The organism is Paenibacillus sp. Pae15 (assembly GCF_024519685.1).
Classification (GTDB): Bacteria; Bacillota; Bacilli; order Paenibacillales; family NBRC-103111; genus Paenibacillus_G; species Paenibacillus_G naphthalenovorans.
This window is the reverse complement of sequence record NZ_JALJRM010000017.1, coordinates 60,553-86,135: the sequence shown is the minus strand read 5'-3', so window position 1 is coordinate 86,135 and position 25,583 is coordinate 60,553. Positions and strand designations below refer to the sequence as shown.

Annotated in this window: 22 protein-coding genes; 20 read left to right on the top strand and 2 right to left on the bottom strand. The window is 50.6% G+C overall.

Annotated elements, in window-relative coordinates; all coding sequences use genetic code 11:
* Positions 1–14 precede the first annotated feature (14 nt).
* The 16 genes from NR121_RS15395 (at position 15) to NR121_RS15320 (ending at position 17,419) form a co-directional block, all read left to right on the top strand.
* Positions 15–1,193 (top strand): thiolase family protein, encoded by a 1,179-nt coding sequence (locus tag NR121_RS15395; RefSeq protein ID WP_256831441.1) that lies wholly within the window; start codon positions 15–17, stop codon positions 1,191–1,193.
* A gap of 65 nt (positions 1,194–1,258) precedes the next feature.
* Positions 1,259–1,999 (top strand): 3-oxoacyl-ACP reductase FabG, encoded by a 741-nt coding sequence (gene fabG / locus NR121_RS15390; protein ID WP_062408814.1) that lies wholly within the window; start codon positions 1,259–1,261, stop codon positions 1,997–1,999.
* A complete protein-coding gene (locus tag NR121_RS15385; RefSeq protein WP_256831440.1) occupies positions 1,996–3,636 on the top strand; it encodes an acyl CoA:acetate/3-ketoacid CoA transferase in 1,641 nt (546 codons plus the stop codon). Before fabG ends, NR121_RS15385 begins: the two co-directional genes overlap by 4 nt.
* Entirely contained in the window at positions 3,620–4,879 is a 1,260-nt protein-coding gene (locus tag NR121_RS15380) for an ABC transporter substrate-binding protein (RefSeq protein ID WP_062408813.1), read from the top strand. Before NR121_RS15385 ends, NR121_RS15380 begins: the two co-directional genes overlap by 17 nt.
* Before the next feature lie 94 nt (positions 4,880–4,973).
* Positions 4,974–5,843 carry a branched-chain amino acid ABC transporter permease gene (locus NR121_RS15375; protein WP_062408812.1) on the top strand — a complete coding sequence of 290 codons (870 nt, stop codon included), beginning with the start codon at positions 4,974–4,976 and terminating at the stop codon, positions 5,841–5,843.
* 1 nt (position 5,844) lies between these two features.
* The gene (locus NR121_RS15370) at positions 5,845–6,945 is read left to right on the top strand and encodes a branched-chain amino acid ABC transporter permease (RefSeq protein WP_171005808.1); all 1,101 of its coding nucleotides are present in this window, start codon (positions 5,845–5,847) and stop codon (positions 6,943–6,945) included.
* On the top strand, positions 6,942–7,679 hold the full coding sequence (locus tag NR121_RS15365) for an ABC transporter ATP-binding protein (protein ID WP_249929459.1): 738 nt from the start codon (positions 6,942–6,944) through the stop codon (positions 7,677–7,679). The genes NR121_RS15370 and NR121_RS15365 overlap by 4 nt, the downstream gene beginning before the upstream one ends.
* Entirely contained in the window at positions 7,672–8,382 is a 711-nt protein-coding gene (locus NR121_RS15360) for an ABC transporter ATP-binding protein (protein ID WP_054817807.1), read from the top strand. Before NR121_RS15365 ends, NR121_RS15360 begins: the two co-directional genes overlap by 8 nt.
* A gap of 24 nt (positions 8,383–8,406) precedes the next feature.
* Positions 8,407–8,874 (top strand): MaoC/PaaZ C-terminal domain-containing protein, encoded by a 468-nt coding sequence (locus tag NR121_RS15355; protein ID WP_054817808.1) that lies wholly within the window; start codon positions 8,407–8,409, stop codon positions 8,872–8,874.
* Entirely contained in the window at positions 8,871–10,466 is a 1,596-nt protein-coding gene (locus tag NR121_RS15350; protein ID WP_256831439.1) for an acyl CoA:acetate/3-ketoacid CoA transferase, read from the top strand. The genes NR121_RS15355 and NR121_RS15350 overlap by 4 nt, the downstream gene beginning before the upstream one ends.
* A 20-nt stretch (positions 10,467–10,486) precedes the next feature.
* Positions 10,487–11,638 (top strand): iron-containing alcohol dehydrogenase, encoded by a 1,152-nt coding sequence (locus NR121_RS15345; RefSeq protein WP_074726830.1) that lies wholly within the window; start codon positions 10,487–10,489, stop codon positions 11,636–11,638.
* A gap of 38 nt (positions 11,639–11,676) precedes the next feature.
* A complete protein-coding gene (locus NR121_RS15340) occupies positions 11,677–13,119 on the top strand; it encodes an NAD-dependent succinate-semialdehyde dehydrogenase (protein WP_306274549.1) in 1,443 nt (480 codons plus the stop codon).
* 43 nt (positions 13,120–13,162) lie between these two features.
* Complete coding sequence (locus NR121_RS15335; protein ID WP_256831438.1) at positions 13,163–14,032, top strand: 3-hydroxyacyl-CoA dehydrogenase family protein; 870 nt, start codon at positions 13,163–13,165, stop codon at positions 14,030–14,032.
* A 187-nt stretch (positions 14,033–14,219) separates the two neighbouring features.
* Complete coding sequence (locus NR121_RS15330) at positions 14,220–15,221, top strand: MBL fold metallo-hydrolase (RefSeq protein WP_256831437.1); 1,002 nt, start codon at positions 14,220–14,222, stop codon at positions 15,219–15,221.
* A gap of 131 nt (positions 15,222–15,352) precedes the next feature.
* Positions 15,353–16,618 carry a nickel pincer cofactor-dependent isomerase, group 22 gene (locus NR121_RS15325; RefSeq protein WP_256831436.1) on the top strand — a complete coding sequence of 422 codons (1,266 nt, stop codon included), beginning with the start codon at positions 15,353–15,355 and terminating at the stop codon, positions 16,616–16,618.
* A gap of 180 nt (positions 16,619–16,798) precedes the next feature.
* Entirely contained in the window at positions 16,799–17,419 is a 621-nt protein-coding gene (locus NR121_RS15320; protein WP_235594307.1) for an NUDIX hydrolase, read from the top strand.
* 79 nt (positions 17,420–17,498) lie between these two features.
* Here the strand turns inward: NR121_RS15320 and NR121_RS15315 are convergent, their stop codons facing one another.
* Entirely contained in the window at positions 17,499–18,617 is a 1,119-nt protein-coding gene (locus NR121_RS15315) for a hypothetical protein (RefSeq protein WP_256831435.1), read from the bottom strand.
* 215 nt (positions 18,618–18,832) lie between these two features.
* Here NR121_RS15315 and NR121_RS15310 point away from each other — a divergent pair, with 215 nt between their 5' ends.
* From NR121_RS15310 to NR121_RS15295, 4 genes are all read left to right on the top strand, one after another.
* Positions 18,833–19,417: a TetR/AcrR family transcriptional regulator gene (locus NR121_RS15310; protein WP_054817863.1), complete on the top strand. Its 585-nt coding sequence runs from the start codon at positions 18,833–18,835 to the stop codon at positions 19,415–19,417.
* Positions 19,418–19,572: 155 nt separating this feature from the next.
* Positions 19,573–20,847 (top strand): HlyD family secretion protein, encoded by a 1,275-nt coding sequence (locus NR121_RS15305; RefSeq protein ID WP_256831434.1) that lies wholly within the window; start codon positions 19,573–19,575, stop codon positions 20,845–20,847.
* 7 nt (positions 20,848–20,854) lie between these two features.
* Positions 20,855–22,078 carry an ABC transporter permease gene (locus NR121_RS15300; protein ID WP_256831433.1) on the top strand — a complete coding sequence of 408 codons (1,224 nt, stop codon included), beginning with the start codon at positions 20,855–20,857 and terminating at the stop codon, positions 22,076–22,078.
* Positions 22,079–22,102: 24 nt separating this feature from the next.
* Complete coding sequence (locus NR121_RS15295; RefSeq protein WP_256831432.1) at positions 22,103–23,407, top strand: TolC family protein; 1,305 nt, start codon at positions 22,103–22,105, stop codon at positions 23,405–23,407.
* Positions 23,408–23,697: 290 nt separating this feature from the next.
* Here the strand turns inward: NR121_RS15295 and NR121_RS15290 are convergent, their stop codons facing one another.
* Positions 23,698–25,536, bottom strand: a complete 1,839-nt coding sequence (locus tag NR121_RS15290; protein WP_256831431.1) for a sensor histidine kinase — start codon at positions 25,534–25,536, stop codon at positions 23,698–23,700.
* Positions 25,537–25,583 lie beyond the last annotated feature (47 nt).

Sequence of the window (25,583 nt, the reverse complement as noted above, 5' to 3'; positions counted from 1 at the left end):
CTGGAGGGAAAAAAATGAAGGATGTTGTTATCGTAGGTGCAGCGCGTACGGCGATAGGAACCTTTGGGGGCTCGCTGAAAGATGTTCACGCCGCGGACCTGGGAGCTATCGTAATTAAGGAAGCATTAAAGCGTGCCCAGGTGTCGCCTGAATGGGTTGAAGATGTGATCGTCGGATGTGTCGGTCAGGTTGCTGAAAGCGCTTTTATAGCAAGGATGGCCGCACTTCGGGCCGGGCTGCCGACCCATAGCAATGCCTATACCGTAAACCGCTTATGCGGGTCGGGCCTGCAGGCGATCAACAGTGCCGCTCAAGCGATCCGTGCGGGAGAAGCGGAAATTATTGTCGCCGCCGGTACGGAGAACATGGACCAATTGCCATATTATGTAAGAAAAGCGAGATATGGCTACACCTTCGGCCACTCTCAATTGGAGGACGGATTATTAACCGCTTTAACCGATCCATTCGGGAATTACCCCATGGGCATGACGGCAGAGATTGTCAGCAAGCGCTTTAATATTTCCCGTGAGGAGCAGGATCAGTTTGCGTTTGAAAGCCAGATGAAGGCCGCAGCAGCCATCGACCAGGGGAAATTCAAGGGGGAAATCGTACCGGTTCAAATTCCGCAGCGCAAAGGCGAAGCGATTGTCTTTGATACCGACGAGCATCCGAGAAGAGGGACGACGCTGGAAAAGCTGGCTGCGTTAAGACCGGCCTTCCAGGAGGGCGGAACCGTCACCGCAGGCAATTCGTCCGGCATCAATGATGCCGCAGCAGCCGTCGTCGTGATGAGCGCCGATAAGGCAAAAGAGTTAGGGCTGCGACCGCTGGCCTACATACGCGAGCAGGCAATGGCTGGCGTTGAGCCCGAAATCATGGGCTTTGCACCGGCCCCCGCTGTGAAGAAGCTGCTTCAAAAATCGGGATTAAGCTTGCAGGATATCGACTTGCTGGAGCTGAATGAGGCCTTTGCATCACAAGCGGTGGCCGTGATCAAGGATTTGGAGATCGATCCGCTCAAAGTGAATGTGAACGGCGGAGCCATTGCTCTTGGACATCCGATTGGAGCAACCGGTTGTATCCTGACAGTGAAAATACTGGCCGAAATGGAACGGCGCGCCTCCAAATACGGAGTGGTAACCATGTGTATCGGCGGAGGCCAGGCGGTAGCTACGCTATTCGAGAGGGCCTGATTTCAAGAAGGCCGGCCTCAACCGTTTACAATACTAAATAAAAAATCGATAGAGGAGAGATAGGCATGATTGATTTAACAGGAAAATCAGCAATTGTAACCGGTTCGGGCAGAGGCATCGGAAGAGCGATCGCGGTGAAGCTTGCCGAGCTGGGTGCAGCGGTAACCATTTGCGATATTAGCGAAGAGATCGCGTCCGCGACGGTGTCCGAGCTTCGCCAAAGAGGATTGGAAGCCGACTATTTCGTGCTAGACGTCGCGGATGCGGATGCGGCACGCGCCTTGATTGAGAAAACCGCAGAAAAGCGCGGAAAGCTGGATATTCTCGTCAATAATGCCGGCATTAACCGGGATGCCATGCTTCACAAAATGGAGCGTAAGCAGTGGGATGAGGTGATTGCCGTAAATCTGACAGGAACCTACAACACGATGCAGCCTGCGAGCATTCAGATGAGAGAACAAAAAAGCGGTCGCATCATCAATATTTCCTCGTCCAGCTGGATGGGCAATATTGGGCAGGCGAACTATGCCGCCTCCAAAGCAGGGGTAATCGGTTTGACGAAGACGGCATCCCGGGAACTGGCCAAATATAACGTAACCGTGAATGCCATCTGCCCCGGATTCATCGATACCGATATGACCCGGGGCGTACCGGATAAGGTTTGGGACTTGATGATCTCCAAAATTCCAATGGGCCGTGCGGGCGCTCCTGAAGATGTAGCCAACCTTATTGCCTTCTTGGCATCGGACACGGCTTCCTATATTACCGGTGAAGTGATCAATATCGGAGGTGGCATGGTGCTTTGACCCGGAAGGTGAAAGTTTCAACCGCTGCGGAAGTGGCGGCGAGCTTGAAAGACAACAGCACGATCCTTAGCACCGGTTTCAGTTTAATCGGAGTGGCGGAGGAAATTTATCAAAAAATCGAGGAGCGCTTTCTGGACTCAGGCTCTCCAAGGGATTTGACCTTCGTTCATTCGGCCGGCCAAAGCGATACAAAGCGAGGCATGGAGCATTTGGCGCACGTCCCGCTGCTCAAGAGAATTATCGGTTCTCATTGGGGGCTATCCCCAAAATTAGAACATCTCATCCATCAAAACCAGGTGGAGGCCTTCTGCCTTCCTATGGGCCAGATCCTCTCCATGTACAAGGCGGCCGCTTCAGGAAAGCCGGGGGTACTGTCCAGGATTGGACTTGCAACCTTCGTCGATCCCCGGTTTGAGGGAGGGAAGATGAACCGGAAGGCCCGGGATAGCGGTTTTGAAGTCGTTCAGAATTATACGCTGCATGGAAAAGAGTATCTCTTTTATCCAAGCCTGACCTTTGACTTGTACATTGGCAGGGGGACCACGGCAGATGAGTTCGGCAATATCACAATGGAAGACGAATGCGTCAAACTGGAAGTGATGCCGGCTGTTCAAGCCGTAAAAGCATCCGGCGGCAGGGTCATTTTTCAAGTAAAGCGGCTCGTTAAAGGCCATTCGCTGCCACCGAAGGAAGTGGTTATCCCTGGTATTCTGGTTGATGAAGTCGTCGTTTGCCAAAATCCGTTGGAGAATCACCGGATGACTTCATCCGACTATTATAATCCGTACTTGTTAGGAACAATACAAGAGCCTTACAGCAGTTCTCATCCTGTAACGGACCTCGATATGAAAAAGCTGATCGGTCGAAGAGCCGTGCTGGAGATGAACGCCGGGGATACCGTGAACCTGGGCGTGGGTATTCCCGGAGATTCGATTGGCGCCATCATTGGAGAGGAGAAGCTGGACAGCCAGCTCTCTTTGTCCATTGAAGTGGGAAGCATTGGCGGGATAAGCATTGGCGGAGGCGATTTCGGCGTAGCTAAAAATGCCGAAGCGATCATTGACAATTCATACCAGTTCGATTATTACAACGGGTGTGGCGTAGATATCACCTTTATGGGGGCGGGTGAAATCGACCGTGAGGGGAATGTGAATGTAAGCAAGTTTGGACATCGTTCTCCGGGGTGCGGGGGGTTTATCGATATCACCCAAACCGCTAAAAAGGTCGTATTTTGTTCCACCTTTACCACAGGCGGGCTTGTCATAGAAGTGGAGAACGGCCTGGTCCGGATCAAGCGCGAAGGAAGAGTGAAAAAGTTCGTTCACATGGTCCGGCAGATTACCTTCAACGGGAAGTTTGCAACGGCTCATCGACAATCGGTTCTCTTTGTAACGGAAAGAGCGGTGTTTCAGCTGACGGATCAGGGAATGGAGCTCATCGAGATTGCTCCGGGGATCGATTTGAAAAAAAATGTATTGGATCAAATGGAATTCGCTCCTCAGGTTTCTCCCAATCTTAGATTAATGGATGAACGAATTTATTCTTTGGGTCTTATGCATCTCGCAGCCCAATGTAATAAAGATAAAGATCAAGCAGACCAAAAATTGGGGAGGGTTCTGAATGAAAATGTGGTTTAAGAAAGCAACGGCAGTATCGCTTGCCGGTCTGTTGGCAGCAAGCTTGGCGGCATGCGGTGCCGGGAGCTCGGGTTCTTCCGCTCCGAATGCTGCCGGAGGGGCGTCGAATGAAGGCGCGAAAGCGGATGAAGTGTTGATTGGGGTGCTTTATCCCACATCGGGAAGCTTGGCCCGTTTAGGCGGCGCAGCCTTGAAGGCGGTTGAACTGGCTGCCGAAGATATTAATGCGGCCGGAGGAATTAAATCGCTTGGCGGCGCCAAAATTAAATTGGAAATCGTAGATCCGGGTGACAAACCGGAAACGGCAAAATCGGCAACGGAGCGTCTGATTCAAAACAAAAAGGTATCGGCGCTGACAGGAGATTACTCCAGTTCGTTATCCCTGGTCACATCCGAAGTGGCGGAGAGAGCAAAAATCCCTTTTGTAACCGCTTCCGTATCGGATAATTTAACATCCCGCGGAATGAAATACTTGTTCCAGATTTCACCGAAAGGCTCCATGTTCGGAAACACCCAGGTGAAGTTTGCGAAGGAGTATCTCGTAGAAAAGCTTGGCAAGCAACCCAAAGTTGCCATTGTATTCGAAGAAACCAGCTATGGCACATCGACTGCAGAGGGACTAAGCAAAACCGCCAAGGAATTAGGGCTTGAGGTCGTGCTTTCCGAGCCGTATCATGCCAATTTCGCCGACGCTGCTCCTCTGGTAAACAAAATCAAAGCTTCCGGAGCGGAAATATTGTTCCCGGTCTCTTATCTGCAGGATGCGATTCTGATCCAAAAAACGGTTAAACAATTGGGCCTGAACATTACGACCGTTGGCGGAGGGGCCGGCTATCTGATGCCTGAATTCTACAAGGAATTAGGCAAAGATGCAGAAGGCGTTGTTTCCGTAGCCTCCTGGAACCTGGACCTGAACAAACCGGGTATTGAGGATATCAACAAGCGCTACACCGAAAAGAACGGCGAGTTTATCACAGAACATTCCGGTGAAGCTTATTCGGCTACGTGGGTCATCGCACATGCGATTGAAAAAGCGGCGTCCACAGACCCGCAAAAAATCCGTGAAGCCTTAGCTTCTCTGCAATTAAAAGAAGATGATAAAGGGAACATCATGCCGGGCGGCAATATCGAATTTGACCAGACCGGATGGAATAAGAATGTGTATCCGGTGTTGATTCAATGGCAGGAAGGAATTCCCAAAACGATTTATCCTGAATCCGATGCAAAGGCCCAATTTAAGTAAGGAAACCGGGGGAGGGGGACTTTCCTCTCCCCGTCAGGCAAGGAAGATGACCGGCCAGATGAAACGAAACTGAAACTGTACAGGCGGTGAGATCATGGAATTATTCGTGCAGGTGCTGATCAATGGACTATTAATCGGCGGAATCTATGCCCTGATCAGTATCGGATTAACGCTGCTGTTTGGAGTCGTAGATATTGTAAACTTCGCTCATGGCGAATTCGTTATGCTAGGGATGTACACGTCTTACTGGGTTTGGGTCTTTAGCGGAATGGATCCGCTGGTCACCTTATTTATTTCGGTTCCGGCCATGTTTATCGTCGGGGTCGTCATTCAGAAATATTTGTTTACGCACATCATGAAGGCGCCCCCGCTAACGCAAATCTTTTTGACCGTAGGACTGCAGCTGGCTTTACAGAATGGTGCCCTGATGATGTTCGGGTCAACGACCCGCGCCATTAATTTCGGCTGGAGAGAGAGCGTAATCCGGTTCGGTGAGTTCGTTGTTCCCGTCAATATGCTGGTCGCTTTCGTGCTTTCGATCGTCATGGCTGCGCTGCTGTTCCTCTTCCTCTCCAAAACCGATTTGGGCAAGGCGATGAAGGCGGCAAGATTGGATCGTGAAACCGCCATGCTGATGGGGATCAATACGAACCGTATTTTCTTAATCGCAGCAGGCATATCGGCGGCTCTCACAGGTGCGGCCGGCACGGCCATCGGTACTTTTCAGTATGTACAGCCGCTTGCCGGAGCGCATTTTGGGCTCATGGCCTACATTGTTGTCATTCTTGGCGCGCTGGGGAATTTAAAAGGAGCCTTTGTAGGCGGACTCATTCTGGGGATCGCCGAATCGATGGGCATTCAGTATATTAGCGCAAACTCCGGTCTTCTTGCAGCCTTTATCCTTTTCCTTGTTGTATTGATGATCAAACCCAACGGACTATTCTCTTCAAAGGGAGCGACATAAGATGAGCCTTCAAAAAGAGCAATTCAATGATGCCGTGGCGATGAAATCAAACGCGTCAATCAACCTGGCCGATACGGCCGGTTTGAAACGGTTTTCTCTTACGGAGCCCAGGGTGTACGTACCCGTTATCGCACTTATTCTGTTCGCTTTGGTCCCCTTGGCGGTGAACGAATACTATCAAAATATACTGAATATGATTTTGATTTTCTCCATAGCGGGTGTTTCCTGGAATATATTCGGCGGATATGCCAGGCAGGTTTCGATCGGACATGCGCTTTTCTTCGGGATTGGCGCTTATACGTCCACGTTATTGCTGGTCAAGCTGAATGTGAGTCCATGGATCGGGATGCTGGTCGGCGGAATCTTTTCGGTTATTGTCGGTTTTGTGATGGGAATGAGCCTAATGAAGCTAAGAGGCCATTACTTTGCGATTGCAACAATCGTGTTCTCCCAGGTCGCTTTGCTGCTGGTAACCAAATTCCGTGGCTTTACCGGGGGAGCAGAGGGTCTGTCCGTTCCTTACATGGAATCCTTTCTGATGCTCCAGTTTTCCACCAAATTGCCTTATTTCTATATTTTTCTCGCGTTTCTTGTGGGGATGCTCTTCCTTGTGAAAAAAATCGAACGCTCCCGTCTGGGCTATTATATGGTGGCCATGGGGCAGGACGATCAGGCGGCGAAAGCGGTAGGCGTGAATATTCCGCGTGTGAAGCATATCGCATTGGCGATCAGTGCGTTTACGATGTCCATGGTCGGCACATTGTACGCGCAGTATATGTATTTCATCGAGCCCAAATCGGTGTTTGACATTCCTTTGTCCGTTGAGTTTGCCATGGTATCGATTATTGGCGGCTTAGGTACGGTCATGGGGCCGGTCATCGGCGCTATCGTCATGAAGCCTTTCATTGAGATTGCAATTACGATCACCGACTGGCTGGGCTTCAGCTCGGTTCAAGGACTCAATTACTTTTTGTACGGTATTATCTTGGTTATCGTGGTTATCGTACTGCCCAACGGTTTAATCAGACCCCTGGCCAAATTGTACACGAAGCTTCTTGATATTCTTCCGGGCGGAAAAGCAGCGAAGGGAGGCAGTCAATGATGAGTCAACCGATTCTGGAGGTAAACCACTTGTCGAAACGGTTTCGGGGGCTGCTGGCTGTTAATGATTTGAGCTTTCATGTCAATAAAGGCGAAATCCTGGGGGTGATCGGGCCTAACGGTGCAGGGAAATCCACAACCTTTAACCTCATCACAGGAGTATATTCCCCGGATACAGGAGAGGTGAAGCTGAACGGCCAGAACATTACCGGGTTATCTCCCAATGAAATCTGCAAAAAAGGGCTCAGCCGTACGTTTCAAGTGACCCGCCCTTTCGGGGATATGACTGTGCTGCAGAATGTGATGGTGGGCGCTTTCCTGAACACGCCGAATCCCCGGCGTGCCGAGCAGCAGGCTCTGGAGATGGTCGAATTTGTAGGACTGGGCGATAAAAAACACGCTGTAGCCCGCACGCTTTCGATCATTGATCAACGCAGACTGGAATTTGCCAGAAGCTTAGCTACCGAACCTGCATTATTGCTTTTGGATGAAGCTTTGGCCGGATTAAACGCCATGGAAGTGGAGGAAGCGATCGAATTGATCTGGAAGGTCAAAGACGCCGGCGTTACGCTTGTGGTGATAGAACATGTGATGAAAGTCATTAATACCATCTCGAATCGGGTTGTCGTCTTAAACTTCGGCGCCAAGCTGGCGGAAGGCGTTCCGAAAGAGGTCATGAACAATTCGGCCGTCATCGAGGCCTATTTGGGGAAGGGGTTTGCACAGCATGCTTAATGTGGAAAATCTGCATGTATCCTACGGTGCGATTAAAGCTCTCCAAGGCATATCCTTGAATGTACAGCGAGGGGAGTGCGTGGCGATTGTTGGAAGCAATGGTGCGGGTAAAACGACGCTCCTCAAAACGATTTGCGGTCTCTTGGCTCCGCTTCAGGGACGTGTTGAGCTGGAAGGAGTCAATCTGATCGGCAAACACGCCTACGATATTGCGAATATGGCGGTTGCCCACGTCCCGGAAGGCCGCAGAGTGTTTGCCGAGATGTCGGTATTGGATAATCTGATTCTGGGTTCCTATGTGAAGGAAGCGAAAGCCCGCCGTAAGGAAAGCCTGGATTATGTTTTCAGTCTTTTTCCCCGCCTGGCGGAAAGGAAGGATCAGTTGGCGGGAACGATGTCCGGAGGGGAGCAGCAAATGCTCGCCGTAGCCCGGGGGTTAATGCTAAGGCCAAAGCTGCTTATATTGGATGAGCCATCGTCGGGCCTGGCGCCTATCATCGTGGAACAAATGTACGAGAAACTGGGTGAAATCCACCGTTCTTCCGACATGGCCATGCTTGTTGTCGAACAAAATGTGCCGATCGCGTTATCCATTGCGGACCGGGGATATGTACTGGAGAACGGATCGATCAACCTGTCGGGGACCAGCAATGAGCTGATGGTCGATCCCGAAGTGAAGGCCGCCTATCTTGGCTTTCATTGACAGGTATGGAAGGAGTGTCGCATCATGCCTGGCATCTATTTCGAGGAATATCAAATAGGGCAAACCTTTCGTACGCCCACACGCACCATCACGGAAACGGATGTCGTTTATTTTTCCGCCATGTCGGGGGATATGAACGAGCTGCATACGAGTGAAGAATTTGCCAAAGGGAGCCCGTTCGGCAAGCGGTTGGCTCAAGGCCTGCTGGGATTGTCGATCTCCCATGGTCTGATGTTTCGCCTGGGCTTATTCGACGGCACCGGCATTGCCCTGCTTAACATTGATCAGTGGAAATTTACAGCGCCTATTTTTTTCGGGGATACGATTCACGGGATCGTTACGGTGCAGGAAAAAATCGAAAGCAAGAGCAAACCGGACCGGGGGATTATTCATTTTTTTGTGAAGCTGGTCAATCAGGACGGTACGGTCACACAGGAAGGCATCCAAACGGTGATGGTAAGAAGAAACGCAAGCGAAGGGGTGATCGCATGAATAAAGTGGTAAAAGCCAACGACGTACTGACTTATTTGAAAGACGGTTCGACGCTCGCCACGGTCGGATTCACGTTAATGGGGGCCTGCGGGACCATTCTGAACGAGATCGAGCGCAGCTTTCTGGAGACGGGACATCCGAAACATTTGACCTTGCTGCACGGTGCGGGTCAAAGCGACAGGGTCAACGGGATACAGCGTCTGGCTCATCCGGGACTCGTCAAGCGGATCATCGGATCTCACTGGGGGCTTGCTCCCAAATGGGGGGAGCTGATTCACAACAACGAGGTCGAAGCGTATTGTCTGCCGCAAGGGCAGCTGGTACATCTGTTTCGCGCCATGGCATCCGGCAAACCCGGCAATTTCTCGAAAGTGGGGCTGGGCACTTTTATAGATCCGCGGGTGGAGGGTGGAAAGATTAACGACCGCTCCAAACAAAGCGAGGATATTGTAGAAGTCATTCAGCTCCATAACGAGGAATATCTATATTATAAAAGTCACCCGATTGATGTGGCGGTCATCCGGGGAACGACAGCCGATGAAAAAGGGAATGTGACGATGGAGGAGGAAGCCATCAAGCTGGAGGCGATATCCGTAGCTCAAGCTGCCAGGGCTAATGGCGGTAAAGTGTTCGTGCAGGTAAAATATTTGGCCAAAAGCGGCAATCTGCACCCGAAGCAAATTGTCATTCCGGGTATCTATGTGGACGGGATCATCATTGCGGAGAATCCGTTGGAAGAGCATCGGCAGTCCTCATCGTTTTTCTTCGATCCTGTGTACTCAGGGGATGTGCGGGTGCCGGAATCGGCTGGCAGGTCCTTGCCGTTAAACGTTCGAAAGGTTATCGGCCGCCGGGCCGTCATGGAGCTGTTCCCGAATGCTGTTGTGAATTTGGGCACGGGGATTCCGGGTGATGTGGTGGGGCCTATTACCAATGAAGAAGGAATCCATCAGGCGATTACCCTGACGATTGAATCCGGGGTCATCGGAGGCATCCCCGAGGGAGGTATAGATTTCGGAATTACCAAAAATGCAGAGGCGATCATTGAGCATGGCTACCAGTTTGATTTCTATAACGGCAGCGGAGTCGATGTGACCTTTATGGGGCTTGCCGAAGCCGATCGCGAAGGCAATGTCAATGTGAGCAGGTTCGGTACCAAAACCGTAGGCTGCGGAGGGTTCATCGATATTACTCAACCGGCCAAAAAAGTGGTGTACTGCGCAACCTTCACGGCCGGAGGGCTTGAAGTGGCGATTGAACAGGGCAAGCTGAGCATTGTGAAGGAGGGGAAGGCCAAAAAGTTTCTTCAGCGGGTAAACCAGATTACATTCAGTGGTCGTTATGCCCGGGATCGGGGCCAGCCTGTCATCTTTGTGACCGAAAGAGCCGTCTTTGAGCTGAAAAAGGAAGGTCTGGTCCTGACGGAAATTGCACCGGGGATAGATATGGACCGGGATATTTTAGGCCTGATGGACTTTAAACCGATCATTTCCGGTACACTGAAGACGATGGATTCACGGATTTTCAAGGATGAGCCGATGGGTATTGCCGATGAATTTTTTCAAACATCTGCTTTGACGGTACGCAAATAAGCGGAGGGAGTTGGCTTGCAATGCTATCTGTCATTAAGAATGTAACCGAAATTGTTTGGGGAATCGGAGCCGTCGAGAAGGTTTCCGAGCTTGTAGCCAAAAACAAGGCCAGGAATGTCCTGGTTATTACGGATAAAGGCATCGTCAATTCCGGGGTGATTCGTGCGGTAACCCATCAATTGTCTCAGGTGACCTATGAGGTGTTTGATGAAGTAGAGCCTAATCCGTCTGTACGGACGGTGGATAAAGCCGTAGAGATATGCCGCCGGTTGAATGCGGATATGCTGATCGGCGTAGGCGGAGGCAGCCCGATCGATGTGGCCAAGGCGGTCGGCGTCCTTCATGCCAATGGCGGATCCATCGTCCAGTATGAAGGGATCGATACTTTTTCTAAACCGATTACTCCGCTGTTGGCCATTCCAACGACTTCCGGCACGGGAAGCGAGGTGACCTCCTTCACCGTGATTACGGATACGGAGCGAAACTATAAGCTGACGGTCGGCGGCGTGCTTGTAGCAGCAAAATGGGCGGTGGTCGATCCGCAGCTGACGGTCACGGTTCCTGCAAAAATTACGGCAGCGACAGGCATTGATGCGCTGGTTCATGCGATCGAGTCGTATACGTCTTTGGCATCCTTCCATTATTCGGAGGTTCTCGCTTTGGATGCGATGCAGCTGATTAGCGCGAACCTGCGCCAAGCGGTATATCATGGGGAGAATCTGCGGGCCAGAGAGAACATGCTGCTGGCCAGCCTGCATGCGGGGCTTGCGTTTAATAATACCCGGCTGGGCAACGCGCATGCCATCAGTCATCCGCTGAGCGCCTTTTTCGGGATCGCTCACGGAGTAGCCAACGGGATTTTGCTTCCCGTCATTATGGAATTCAATGTCCTTGCCTGCCCTGAAAAATTTGCCCGGATTGCGGAAGCCATGGATTCCTCCGTATCGGGAAATATACTGGAAAAATCTTACAAATCTATCGAGATCGTTCGTCAGCTGGCAAAAGACATCGGCATCCCCTCATCGATCTCAGAGCTGGGAATCGATAAGGAAGCGTATGAAAAAGCCATTCCCGAGATGGCTCAAGACGCGATGAAGAGCGGGAACATCAAGGTTAATCCCCGCTTGACCAGGCTGGAGGATGTCACCGCTTTGTACCGTCAAATTTATTGAACAGGTTCGGCCAGAACGGGATGAAAGGTGAGGAATTCATGGAAAATTCATTGATGTTTATTGATGGGGCTTGGGTGGAACCGGACAGCGGGGAATACTTCCCGGTTCTGAATCCCGCGACGGGAGAGCTCGCGGGAAGCGTGCCGAACGGGGGCTATGCCGAAGCCGTTCGCGCCATTGACGCGGCGCACCTGGCATTTGCCGATTGGTCCGCACATACCGCGGAGGAACGGGCGGAATATTTGATGACATGGCACCGCTTGATCATGCAAAATTTGGATGATCTGGCGGCTGCGTTGACCATGGAGCAAGGCAAGCCGCTTGCCGAAGCCAAAGGAGAGATCGGTTACGGAGCCAAGTTTATCGAGTGGTATGCCGAAGAAGCGAAAAGGGTCTACGGCAGTACGATTCCGGCTTCTGCCAGAAACAAGCGGGTCGTCGTTTTGCGGCAGCCGGTGGGCGTCGTAGCGGCGATTACTCCCTGGAACTTCCCGGCCGCGATGGTGACCAGAAAAATAGCCCCTGCGCTGGCCGCAGGCTGTACCGTTATTTTAAAGCCTGCCGAACAAACGCCTTTAACGTCCATTAAATTATATCAGCTGCTTGAACAGGCCGGGCTTCCCAAAGGTGTGGCCAATCTGGTTACAGGGGATGCGGTTCAGATCGGCAAAGCCTTTATGGAGGATTCGCGCGTAAGAAAAATCACGTTTACGGGTTCGACGGAAGTCGGCAAGCTGCTTATGAAGCAGGCTGCGGATACGATGAAAAATATTTCTTTGGAGCTTGGCGGACATGCGCCGTTCCTTGTATTTGACGATGCCGATGTGGAAAGCGCCGTGAAGGGCGTGATCGCATCCAAATTCCGCAATGCAGGGCAGACCTGCATTTGCGCTAACCGGATCCTCGTCCAAGAGGGGGCTGCCGACCGTTTTATCGCATTGTTCAAAAAGGAAGCAAGCGCTTTGAAGGTGGGCAACGGCTTAGAGGAAGGAACGGTGATCGGACCGCTGATCGATAAAGCGGGGTATGAAAAGGTAAGCTTGCATGTGCAGGATGCCTTGGCCAAAGGAGCTCATCTTGTCTGCGGCGGAGAAGGTTTTCATCAGTCGGATGAGGAGGATGCGGGCTATTTCTATCAGCCTACCGTCTTATCCGGAGTAACGGCGGACATGCGCATCATGCAGGAGGAAACGTTTGGGCCTGTGGCACCGGTCGTCACCTTCAAAACGGAAGAAGAGGGCATTCGCATGGCGAACGATTCCGTTTACGGATTAGCCGCTTATGTATTTACCGAATCCCTTTCACGTGCCATTAGAGTCGGGGAGAAGCTGGAATTCGGCATTGTCGGCATTAACGACGGGGCCCCTTCCACGGCGCAGGCGCCGTTCGGCGGGTTTAAGGAAAGCGGGCTCGGACGCGAGGGCGGTAAAGAAGGCATCGAAAGCTTCCTCGAAACGAAATTTATGTCGATCGGCATTTAAGGTGCTGCGTTCAGATGAAACATGGAAAGAGGAGAGAGATGCAGTGAAGATAGGCAATGTAGGCGTGGTTGGTGCAGGACTGATGGGCTCGGGCATAGCGCAGGTGGTTGCAGAGGCGGGCTATGACGTCGTCTGGGTGGACATTTCCGGCGAACAGCTGCACAAAGGCTTGGCTAATATCAAGCGCATGCTGGATCGCAAGGCGGAAAAAGGAAAGATGACGCCGGAAAAGGCAGAGGCTGCGCTAAACAGGCTGAAAACCGAAACGGACATGAGGGCTCTGGCTGATGCCGATCTTGTGATTGAAGCCGTTCCCGAGCATTTGGAGCTAAAGAAAAAGATTTTCAAGCAGCTGGAAGAAGTCACGCGCCAGGAAGCGATCCTGGCCTCGAACACCTCAGGTCTCTCGGTTTCTGCATTGGGGGCGGCTACTCGCAGACCCGAGCAGGTGATCGGGGCCCACTTTTTTTATCCGGCGCCGGTCATGGGGCTGCTGGAAGTCACTCCGGGACTGCTGACTTCAGGCCAAGTGCTGAAGACGGTAATGGCGTTTGCCAAAAGTATCGGGAAGACCCCGGTAGAATGCAAGGATTACCCCGGATTTATTGTCAACCGGGTACTGGTGCCGATGATGAATGAGGCGATCTTTTTGGTGATGGAGGGCGTCAAGCCCGACGACATTGATACCGCCATGAAACTGGGGGCCAACCATCCGATGGGCCCGATTACGTTAGCTGATTTTGTAGGCCTGGATACGCTTCTGGCAACAATGCAAGGGCTTTATGAGGGATTTAACGACTCGAAATACCGTCCCAGCCCGCTGCTTGTCAAGATGGTTGAAGCGGGAACCTTGGGCCGGAAGACGGGGCGGGGCTTCTACAGCTACAACGATAAAGGCGAACGAATCGAATAAAGATATATCAAGTGCAGGAGCCGGTCATTTCATGCCGGCTCTTTTGGCTGTTATTTTATAGAAATTTTTATTATAATAGAAAAATTCCCACAATTAAAAAAATATCGAATAAAATCAATGATCAGGGGGCGGAATTTCTGCTTCCCGGCGACATGTGGTTTTTTAAAATAAGGAGCATGGTGATGAAATGAACCTATACAATGGTTTTTATCTGGTTGAAATACCGATTCCGGTTCCCCTTAAAACAGTGAATTGTTACCTCGCGGAGTCCCCGCTGGGCTGGCATCTGATCGATACGGGCTTTCATACGGAAGAAGCCAAATCGGCTTGGAAAACCGCGCTTCGTCAACTCCATATTGCCCCGCGGGATATCGTTGAGATTGTACTGACGCATTTTCATCCGGATCATATGGGATTGGCGGGTTGGCTGCAGGAATATACGGGAGCGCCCGTCAAAATCTCGGCGGAAGGCCAAAGGATGGTCCAGCATTTATGGATTCAAAAGCAGGAATCGGAACGCTTTACTGACTATGCCCTGAGACACGGCATGCGAACGGAAGAGCGGAAAAAGATTTATGATTATTTAGAACAATTCACTAAATATGTAAGTCCTTTTCCTGAGTTTACGACCTTTGAAGAAGGGGACACGTTTCAGTGGTGCAATGAGGAATATACAGCGATACACACGCCGGGACATGCGGACGGCCATATGATTTTTTATTCCGCCCGGAGCAAAACGGTATTGGCGGGGGATTTGCTTTTGCCTAAAATCACGCCTAATGTGGGCTATTTCCCCGGATTTAACGCGAATCCATTGAAGGCGTTTATCCACTCCTTGCATAAGATTCAATCCTATCCGATGGATACGGTGCTCCCTGGACACCGGTATATTTTTAATAACGGGAACCAAAGAGCCAAGGAATTGATCCGCCATCACGAAGACCGGCTACGGGAAATATTGCCGATGCTGGAACGGCCCTGCACGGCTCAAGAGGTAAGCGGCAAGCTGTTTGCCCATCTTTCCGGCAATGCGGATCCTTTGCAGCTGCTCTTTGCGCTTCAGGAAACCCTTGCCCACTTGATCTATTTAAGAGAAGAAGGCTTGGTCACCTGCGAATTGGGCCGTGACGGTGTCGTTGTATTTTCGCTTGAAAAATCCAAGATGAACCTGTTGAGTCCTATGGCATGAACCAGCGAGAAGGCAGATTAGTCCGTACGGTCGGTCGGCATCAAAAACAGAAGCAATCCGGGTATTTTACTTCTTCCCCCTATGGAATATAATGGTTGTATAGTTGACTATATAGGGGGCCCTGCCATATTATGAGTGATTATCCTTCAGTTTATCGGATTAAGCAGAAGTTTGCCCGATCGCAGCTTGGCGATTTGGAGGCGGCGGTGGAGCAAGCCGTAGACCGGCTGTTTCCGCCAGGCCAACAGTCTCCGGCTCCCGGTTCAACCATTGGAATAACGGTAGGCAGCCGGGGAATTACCAACATTGTGCCGATCCTGACCTCCATCGTTGCTCAGCTCAAAAGCAGGGAACTGCAGCCGTTTCTTTTTGCCTGCATGGGAAGCCATGGCCGCGGAGAGCCTGAAGGACAGAAAGAAATCCTGGAGAGCTTGGGAATTACACCGGAAAACATAGGAGCTCCTGTGTCCTGCTCCGGTGAAGTCCGGCTGCTTGGACATACAACCAAGGGAATTCAGGGACTGCCTGTATATTGTGCCGAGGAAGCACTGTCGTCAGACGGAGTGATTGTGGTAAACCGCATTAAAGCGCATACTTCCTTTAGCGGGACGTATGAGAGCGGGATGATGAAGATGATGGCTGTGGGTATGGGCAGGGCCAAGGGAGCTTCGATGGTGCACAGCCTGGGCGTCGGTCGTATCGCTGACGCTATTCCGGCTATTGCCGGCGTGATCCTGGAGCGGGTTCCGGTCGTCGGAGGCATTGCCATTGTGGAGAATGAATACGAGGAAACGGCGCTGATCGAAGGGATTCCGAAGTCGGAGCTTTGGGAGAGAGAAAAGGAGCTGCTGATTCTCTCCAAATCCTATATGCCGAAGCTTCCGGTGAAGCATATGGATCTTTGCATCGTGAAAGAAATGGGTAAAAACTACAGCGGCACCGGGATGGATACGAATATTATCGGCCGGCTGCGAATTCAAGGGATCCCCGAGCCAGAGGAGCCTTTCATTCAGTATTTGGGTGTGCTGGACCTCTCCGAGCCTTCGCACGGAAACGCAACGGGAATCGGTCTGGCGGATTATACGACGAAGCGCTTGGTTTCGAAGATTGACAGACAAGCTACTTATTTGAACTGCATGACTTCGGGACTGGTTGTGCGCGCGGCGGTTCCTATGACCTTTGAAACCGATGAAGAACTGATGAAGAATGCTTTGTCCATTTTAAGACTGGCCGAGCCTTCCAGCTTGAAGCTTGCGATCATTCATAATACGCTGCATCTTGACGAGATGTGGGTTTCCGAAGCCCTATGGCGTGAAATTCAGGACGATCCGAAAATCGAACTCGTGGAGGGTCCTGTCCGCATTCAATTCGGGGATGAGGGACAGCTTCAGCTGTAAATAGCATTGGGGCCCGCAATACAAAGTGATCCATCGCAAGAGCCTGTCTTGCCCGAACGGCTCTTGCGTTTTTTTGTAAACCATTTGTTCACAAAGATAACGTTATTTGTAGTGCAAACACGATATAATATGAACAATAAGGTGGTAAGATCTTGATTTTTACCGGGAGTGTGGAACATCTTGAGACAAGTCTACCAAGCTTTACAAAATAGAAAATCAGAACTGATGGGGCATAAAAACTTTTTAAAATATGCGGTGATGGTTCCGCTGGTTGAAATAAACGGCGAACTGAACATCTTGTTTGAAGAAAGGGCGCATCATCTCAAGAGGCAGCCGGGGGAAATTTGCTTTCCCGGAGGAAAGATCGATGCGGGCGACAAGGATGAAAGGGCTGCAGCCGTACGTGAAACTTGTGAAGAATTGGGGCTGGCTCAACATGAAGTTGAAGTGATTGGGCCATTGGACTATTTGATTACGTCATTTCATATCGTTTATCCGTTTGCGGCGCGGATATCCAACTATGATCAGATCCGGCCCAACCCTGATGAAGTGGCTAGCGTGTTTTGCGTACCGATGGAATACCTGCGGAGCCATGCTCCAGAGCTTCATTACGTGGATCTGAGCGTGGCTCCGCGTGAAGATTTTCCATACGATCGAATCCCTAACGGCCGGAATTACAAATGGGGAAAAGGAACCGTTCCCGAGTTTTTTTACTATTATAAAGATCGTGTGATCTGGGGATTAACCGCGAGAATCCTGAACCATTTTCTTGAGGTGACGGAGGCGGCGAAAAGCAATTAACGAGATTGCTCGCCGCCTGATGCTGCCAAGAGCTTGGTTGACAAGCCGCCGCGGCTTGCCCTGCGGCTTTACATACGGATTATTTCGACGCTTCTTTGCCGAACTTGTTTTTTATCCAGAACATACCGGTAGGCCGATGGTTCTGATATGGCGTATCCACGGAGTAGGCGGTTCCCGCCAGCTCTTTAATCTTCGACGAATAAGCGATGCCTTCCCACTCGGTTACGGCAAAACTGGATATCTTTTTCTCGCGCAGCAGCTCTATGGGCATACGATGATCCTGATCAAACGAAACGATCGTGACCTCCTCCCCGTCCTCATTTTTGCCGATTTGATAAACCTGAGTCACGAGATAATCATAGTTATCGTACAGCTGTTCGTAAGTGAGAAATTGCGGCTTGGCGTAGGTTACGGCAAAACGCTGAAATCCGTCTTCATCGGAAAGCTCATGTAATCGTTTGTTCTGCCCGGCTCTATATTGCTCCAGTTGCTCAGGCGAATGAATGTGCAGAAAGCTAGCATTCAGCCTTCCGCTATCTTTTGCTGCGTAGTTGGTCCAGTTCAGCTTGGCATAGTACATGGGAGTATGATCGGCAGCCTGATGTTGTTTTTGAACGGGATGCGTCCATTGGCGTTCTTTCACTTGATCCCATGTGAAGCGGAATAAGCTGTCCATTGTTCCCCACAAGTTATTTATCATGCCGTTCGACGGCTGCGGGTGACTTAAGAAAGAACTCATGCGGATACTCGGATTGTCTGTTCCCCGATAGCGCCATATGGTAGTCATTTCATATTGTTTTCCCGGAATCAGGCTTGATGGATCGGTGACGTACAGACGAAGCTGATCGTCCACCCCGTCCTCATTACTGTCCAATTTCTCTACCTTAACACCGGGCATGCTGGTCATCACCCCTACGGGCTGAAGGCCGTCAAATTCGCTGTCTTGAAGCACGAATGACGGTATATAAGCGTGGGGAAGCGTGCGATGCAAGTTGTACAGCTGCTCTTTGGACCACTCAAACTTGTATTCCGTAACCAGCAGATCCTTCTCCGGTTTGAATGCTTCGAAATCTCCGGCTGCAGGAAGATCCATATTCCTTTCGTTGGTATTGGAGAGTTTCCCGGATTCAGCGGCGGCGGCGCCGCAAATACTTAGACTCAGCATAGATAAGAGAACGATGGCCGCATATTTTTTCACAGGACAAACGAGCTCCTTTCGAAGAATAGTTTCTATGCATTAGACTTACAAAAAGAGTAAAAGGTTTCACATGTGTTAAAAAATCATTTGCAGCATCGTTACTCCTGCAGACTTATTGCAATCAAGGGAAGATCATGGTAAAGTAAATAATGACCAAATGACCAAAAATGAATAACGGTCAAATTCAAACGGGAAAAGGGAAGGAAGTTATTCTGATGTCAACGATCGATCGTCGTAAAATGATACTGGCTGCCGCTACGCAATCGTTCGCCCAGTTCGGTTATAAAGCGACGACGATGGAGCTGGTGGCGAAAATTGCGAATGTCGGGAAAGGAACAACCTATACCTTTTTCAGAACGAAAGAAGAACTGTTTGACGAAATCCTGCGCAAGGCCCTTCAGGAAATGAAGGAAGTTTGCGAGAGGGCGATCAAGCGGGAGGACACATTCGATCAGAACCTGATCCGGGTACTGGATGCGCTGCTGGAGTTCAGGGCCGATCACGAGCTGTTCGTCAAGCTGGCCCAGGAAGTTCGCGATATCGGAACCGTTCAGGCGCTGGAGGGCATCAAAAGGCTGGAGAATCTGGTCCTCGAATATATGCGGCAGGAAATCGAGGCGGCGATTGAAAAAGGGGAAATCAAGCCTTGTGATTCCCGGGTCATCTCCTTTATGCTCCTGAAATTTTATATCGCCCTTACAACGGAATGGAGTCAGACCCATGAGCCGCTGAATAAAGAGCAGATCAAGCAATATATGCAGTTATTATTGTCCGAAGGCTTGTTGGCCAAGCCGAATTAGGATCCTCTGTAAAGGAGGATTATTTTTTGGAGCATAATGACCAAATGAACAATACGGTCAATTCGTAATATTTTAATTCTTATGATTGTATAAGTATCTGTTTTTCTGCATAAATGCAGTGGCAGTGGCAACAACATTAAGCTGGAGGGATATTCATGCGCTTTATTCGACCCATGATATTTATTGTAATGGCACTGGCTATCGGTACGGGCGGTTATCTGCTCAGTACGCATCCCACGGCGGGTAATGCACAGGCCGAATCATCGGCCCTTCCTACGGCTTACATTGAAACGAATGCGGTCAGCGCGAGCTTCAAGTTGGGGGGAAGGATTACTGAAATCCTTGTTCACGAAGGAGATACCGTCCAAAAAGGCCAGGTTCTGGCAAGGCTGCAGAGCTCGGAGCTGGAAGCCAAGCTTGCTCAGGCCGATGCTACAGTTGCGCTGGCTCAGGGCAAGATCGCAGAAGCGCAAGGCGCAAAGGCGGCGGCGCAGGCGAAGAAGCAGCAGGCGGCAGCCGGGGTAACGGTGACGTCGGAGACGGTGGAGCAGCAAATCGCTCAAGCGAAAGCGGCGGTTGATGCGGCTCAGGCCAAAGTGGACGGATTACGTCAAGGCGCCCGCCCGGAGGAAAAGAAGCAGGCGGAGATTCAATACGAGGCGGCAAAAGAAGTGTACGAGATTGCAGAACAAAACTTGAACCGGATGAATGCGATGCTGGAGGAAGGACTTGTTTCCAAAGCGGAGGTGGATAAAGTCCAGGTCAGCTATCAGGAGGCAAAGACCAAGGTAGAACTGGCTGAGCAGCAACTCCAAATGGTAAACCAGGGGCCTCGGGAAGAAGAAATCCGCGCCGCCGAAGCGATGCTGGAACAGGCAAAAGCGGCGCTTCAGCTTGCTGAGGCGGGCCGTGAGCAGGTCGCTATTCGGCAAGGGGACGTAGCCGCGGCCGAAGCCGCCATTAAGCAAGCGCAGGGTGCGCTGCAGTCGGCCGCTTCGAGCGAAAAGCAGGCGAAGGCCGCCAAAGCAGAGGCGCAAGTTTATGTCGGCTATACGGAACTGACCGCGCCCAGCGACGGGGTCATTATATCGCAAACCGCGCAGCCGGGCGAGCTTGTCGGCTCCGGATTCCCGATTTTTACGATTCAAACGACAGATACGCCGTGGGCCAAGTTTTATATGACGGAAACCAGCGTAGCCGGATTCAAAGCCGGGGACAACATTCGGATGAAGCTGATCGCCACAGGACAAGAGGTGGAAGGTACGATTCAATCTATATCCGCGGCACCTGATTTTGCGGTCAAAAAAGCGACGCAAACCGCGGGACAAACCGACGTTCGATCGTTTGCCGTTAAAGTTGGATTTCGGCAAATGCCGGAGGGCGCTGCAGTCGGAATGACGCTGCAGTGGATCGGGGCAACGGAAGGGTGATCCAGTCATGGACTTGAAGGTAGGCGTCGTCATCGCCGATGAATGGAAAAGCATTGTGAAGGACCGGCGTTTATTCGCTATCTTGTTTATTGTACCGGTGATGTATACCTTGCTGTTCGGGGCGATTTATACGCATCACAAGGTAACGGAATTGAGCACCGTCGTGATGGATGACGATCAAAGTCCGCTTAGCCGTCAGATCATCCAGGCCTTCGATGAAAGCGAAACGTTTCGCATTACCCAAAGGGTACATTCGGAAGAGGAGGTGAAACAAGCGCTGGCTTCGGGAGAAGCGCAGGTCGGTTTATTCATCCCCGACCGCTTCGAAGCGAGTTTAAAGCAGGGCCAAACGCTTCCGCTGCTGACTTGGGTGGACGGGAGCAATATGATTTATTCGAATACGGCGACAAAAGGAGCCAATGAAGTCATCACGACGTTCAGCATGGGCCTTTCCGCCAAAAAGCTGCAGCTGCAGCAGGGATTGCAGGACGAGCAGGTTCTCCATACGCTGTCTCCGATTCCTTACAGATACCGCATTTTATATAATCCCACGGTAAACTATAGCGATTTTATGATATACGGCTTAATCGGAGCGATTCTGCAGCAGGTCCTGTTCCTGGGTATCGCTTTGGCGATAACGAGGGAAAAGGATCAAGGGACCTGGCAGCGGTTTGCCTATTGGCGGCGGGAGCCATGGCGATTGGCATATGCCAAAACGGCTCCTTACTTTCTGATCAATCTGTTCAACACGACCGTTGCGTTGTGCATTGCATTGTATGTTTATCAAGCTCCGTTCGCAGGCAGCGCTGCGCTGGTTTTCCTTACCGTGCTCTGCTTCACGTTCGCCGTCAGCGGCATCGGGTATCTGATCAGTCTAATCTCCGCCAATCAGCTGGGAGCTACGCAAACGGCGATGCTGATCGCCGTCCCGTCGTTTCTGCTTTCCGGCTTCACCTGGCCGTTTGAGGCGATGCCCAAAGCGCTGCAGGCGGTAGGGCATATGCTGCCGCTGACGTATTTTTTGGATGCCATCCGGAACGTCCTTGTAAAGGCCAACGAATTCTCCGTCATATGGCGTGATTGTTTGGCCATGGCGATGATGGGAATGGTCGCATATTTTATTGCACTGCTGCTGACCCGGTTTCTGATGTTCCGGAAGAAGGAGGAGCTGCAGGCAGAGCCAGGCTTGAATGCGCCCCGTTCCTCCGATTCAACAAGCTTGACGATTTAAAAATAGATAGAGGAGATATGAGAGATGAAAAAGACGATGGCCGGTTTATGCGCAGCTCTGTTAATGTTGTCCGGTGTGCAAACAGCGGCATTGGCCGACGGAGCAAATGAAGAGCTCGATCGGCAGGTTTATGTTTCTGCGAACGATTTGGATTTCGTATCGTCCATCGATTTGCCCGCCGTACTGAAACGGGCTTTGGAAGACTCCGACAACTTGATGCTGCTGCAGTTGAAATATGCGGCGTTGAACGCCAAGGAAAACGATTTGAAGCAGCAAAGCGATTCGCTGCACGGTTCTCTGGTTACAGGCGCACATCTTCCCGATACCCCGGAAGAAATGATCGCGGCTATGAATGCCCAAGGCGTGCAGCTGAAGCCGGAGGAGAACTTGTGGATCGGTCCGATGACGACCGTGACGAATAAAGCCGTCAATCAGTTGATTCAAGGAATGGGCGCCATGAGCGCGGGGATTAACCAAATGATTCATCAGCAAAGGGAACAAATGAAATCGGCAGCCCATCAGCTGCAAACGGACCAGCGCAACACCCGGCTGCAGCAGGAAGAGGCACGGGAGGGAATACGTCTTCAGACGATCGCTCAGTACGTGCAGCTGCTCGGGATGAAGAAGCAAATCGCCTTCATGCAGGAATATCAGACTTTGCTGGAACAGGAACTCAGGAAAGCGACGCTGTTTAAGGAGGAGGGCCTCGCTTCTTCCGAGGATGTGTTGGCAGCGGAAAGAGCGCTGGCAAAGCATAAAGACGAGCTGACGATATTAAACCAAAACTACCGGCTCGCCTTGCTGCAGCTTTCCTTCGATATCGGAATTGCGTATGATCCGAATCTGGAGTTGAAAGAGATTGAGGACCTGTCTACAGCGCCGATTGTCGAAGTGGATACGGAGACGTTATTAAGGCATTCGTTCCAAATGAAAATGAGTGCCAACAACATAGATGAAGCAGCGTGGCAGAGCGATAATTCCGTCACTCAAAACGTGTACGGAGAAGGCGGTTTGGCCGTGAATTATGCGATTGCGGGAACGAAAAACAAGCAGACGCAATTGGAGCTGTCCAAAAAAATTCAAGCCACCTACACGGAAGCGAAGAATGCTTATCAGTCCTATTTGACAGAAGAGCGCAATGCCGAGGAAGCGAAGGCGGACCTGAGCAGGATGAAGTTCCGTTATGAGGTCGGCGTCATATCCCGCCACGATCTCCGGAAGTTCGAGCTCAAAGTGCGCCAAAGCGAAGCCTCGCTGGAGGCAGCGAAGTTGAAATATTATGTGCTGAGGGAAAAGGCGATCGCCATGGAGAAAGGATTCATTCAGTAGATCGGTATAACGATGCACAGGACGAAGCTGTGGATGGCTCTCCTTGTAGGAGTCTTGTTTATCGGACTCCAAATCCCGATTGAGGCAATCTCGATGAGACTTATACATCCCGGTCCGGCAGTAGAGATGTATGCTCGTCAATATTTCGAAATCCGCATATGGGGGTCTCCTCCATAAGCAGCCCTATCCGCATGCTTAGGGTGAACCGGGATTTATTTACGCATGGAAAGAGCGGATTAACCGTCCATGGAGAAGCCGTTAGATAGCCTGAAGCTGGCGACTTTTCCACCTTATTTTTTTTTGGAGGATTCAGACATGCTGTGCTGTGACCTCCGATAGGGTACGCGGATTGCCGCCCTGGTTCCCTGATGCGGATGGGAAGTGATCCTAAAGTCTGCCGAGTCTCCGTAGGCCAGCAGAAACCGGCGGTATACGTTGTAAATGCCTGTGTGCTTCTGAAAATAAGGATCGACGATTTCTCCCTTCGAATGAATCAATCGAGTAATCTTGTCCAGAATATGTGCCGGTATGCCGGTTCCTGTATCACGAACATCGATATGAAGCGTCCCCTCTGTCAGCTCCACTGTAACGGTCAACAGGAATTCCTCAGCGCCCATGCTCGGGCTCCATCCATATTTAATCGCATTTTCTACAAAGGGTTGTATGCTCAGCTTCATAATTGGAATATCTGCTGCAGCCGAATCTACGTCGAATTTCGCCATCACATCCTTGCCGTTTCGATAGTGATGGATATTAAGGAAATTTCGGATATAGGCCATTTCTTCTTTTACCGGAGCCCATCCTCCATCGTTTCTCACATTATATCTCATCATCCGGGACACGGATTGCACCATTTCGCCAACCGCTTCTCCATTGTTTTTGACAGCATAAGACTCAATCGTTTCGAGTGTATTGAACAGGAAGTGAGGATTAATCTGAGCTTGCAGCTGCAGCAGCTCCCTCTCTTTTTCTTTTACCCTGGATTCAAACACTTCCTGCTCCATTCTTTGCAGCTCACCGAGCATCTGATTATAGCTTTGTATCAAAAATCCGATTTCATCGTTGCTGTATTTGATCTGAATCGGAACGTACGCCCCTCTGCCCAGACTTACAATCCCTCCCTTAAGTTTAAACAGCGGCCGGAGGACGCTATTCATGACAGGGAATGCAATAATCAAAGCGATGATCAAGCTGACCACGGCAATGAGCATGGTCAATTGAGTGGATTGCTGAACGCCTTTCGTAATGCTGCTGAGCGGAGCCATCCATACCAGCTTCCAATGGCCGTAAGGGATATCTGCATAGACAGCTTGATACTTCACGTTATCGGAGTTAAAAATAAATTCCCTGTTTTGATCAGGATCTAAAGCCAGTGACGTCTGAAAATCCTGCAGCAGGGTGGAATGCATGCTGAAATTGGAAACGACCGTACCGCTGGAAGGTTGATATAGTAAAAGATACCCGTCCTGCCCATAATTGCTTCCGCTTAGCATACTTTTCAGTTTGTCCTCCCGAATCTCGATCACGAACCAGGAATTGATCTGTCCTGTACGCAAATTAACGATGGGCCGGACAAGAGAGAAAACGTTTTCTCTTGGGTTTTGGATATAATCCATCGGATGAGGAGCGATTAATTCTTGTTTGTTTATTTGATAAAACGACCTGTATATATGATTCTCTTGAAAAGAGTATTCATAGTTAAGGCGCTTCTGATACGATTCAAAATACGATTTTCCCATTTGGTCAAGATAAAGAACACCGAGCACCTCGTTCCAGAATTGAAGGGAATTTTTTAGAACCGGACGAAAATTAATAATATAATTGGCTTGCTGAACCAAATCATCGTCGGGTGTCTCCAAAAATTTCTGGAAGTCGGGATTGGTCAGCAGCGAATCGAAGGATTGGCTCAAATCCTGCAAATAACTTGTGATATCATGGGAGACAAATTGAACGTACTGTGAAGAAATGGATGCCGAATGCTCCGTACTGGAACGAAACATAAAATGCTGGGAGCTGTAGCTAACCAGGGAGATGGGAAAAATGGAGATTGCAACCAGAAGGATGAACAGTTTATATTTAAGCGATAAATAGCCTATCCACCGTTGAACAGACTGCAGTAATGGCAGCATGGAATCATTTCCCCTCTTGGTACTGGTGGTTGTTCTTATTCGACAAA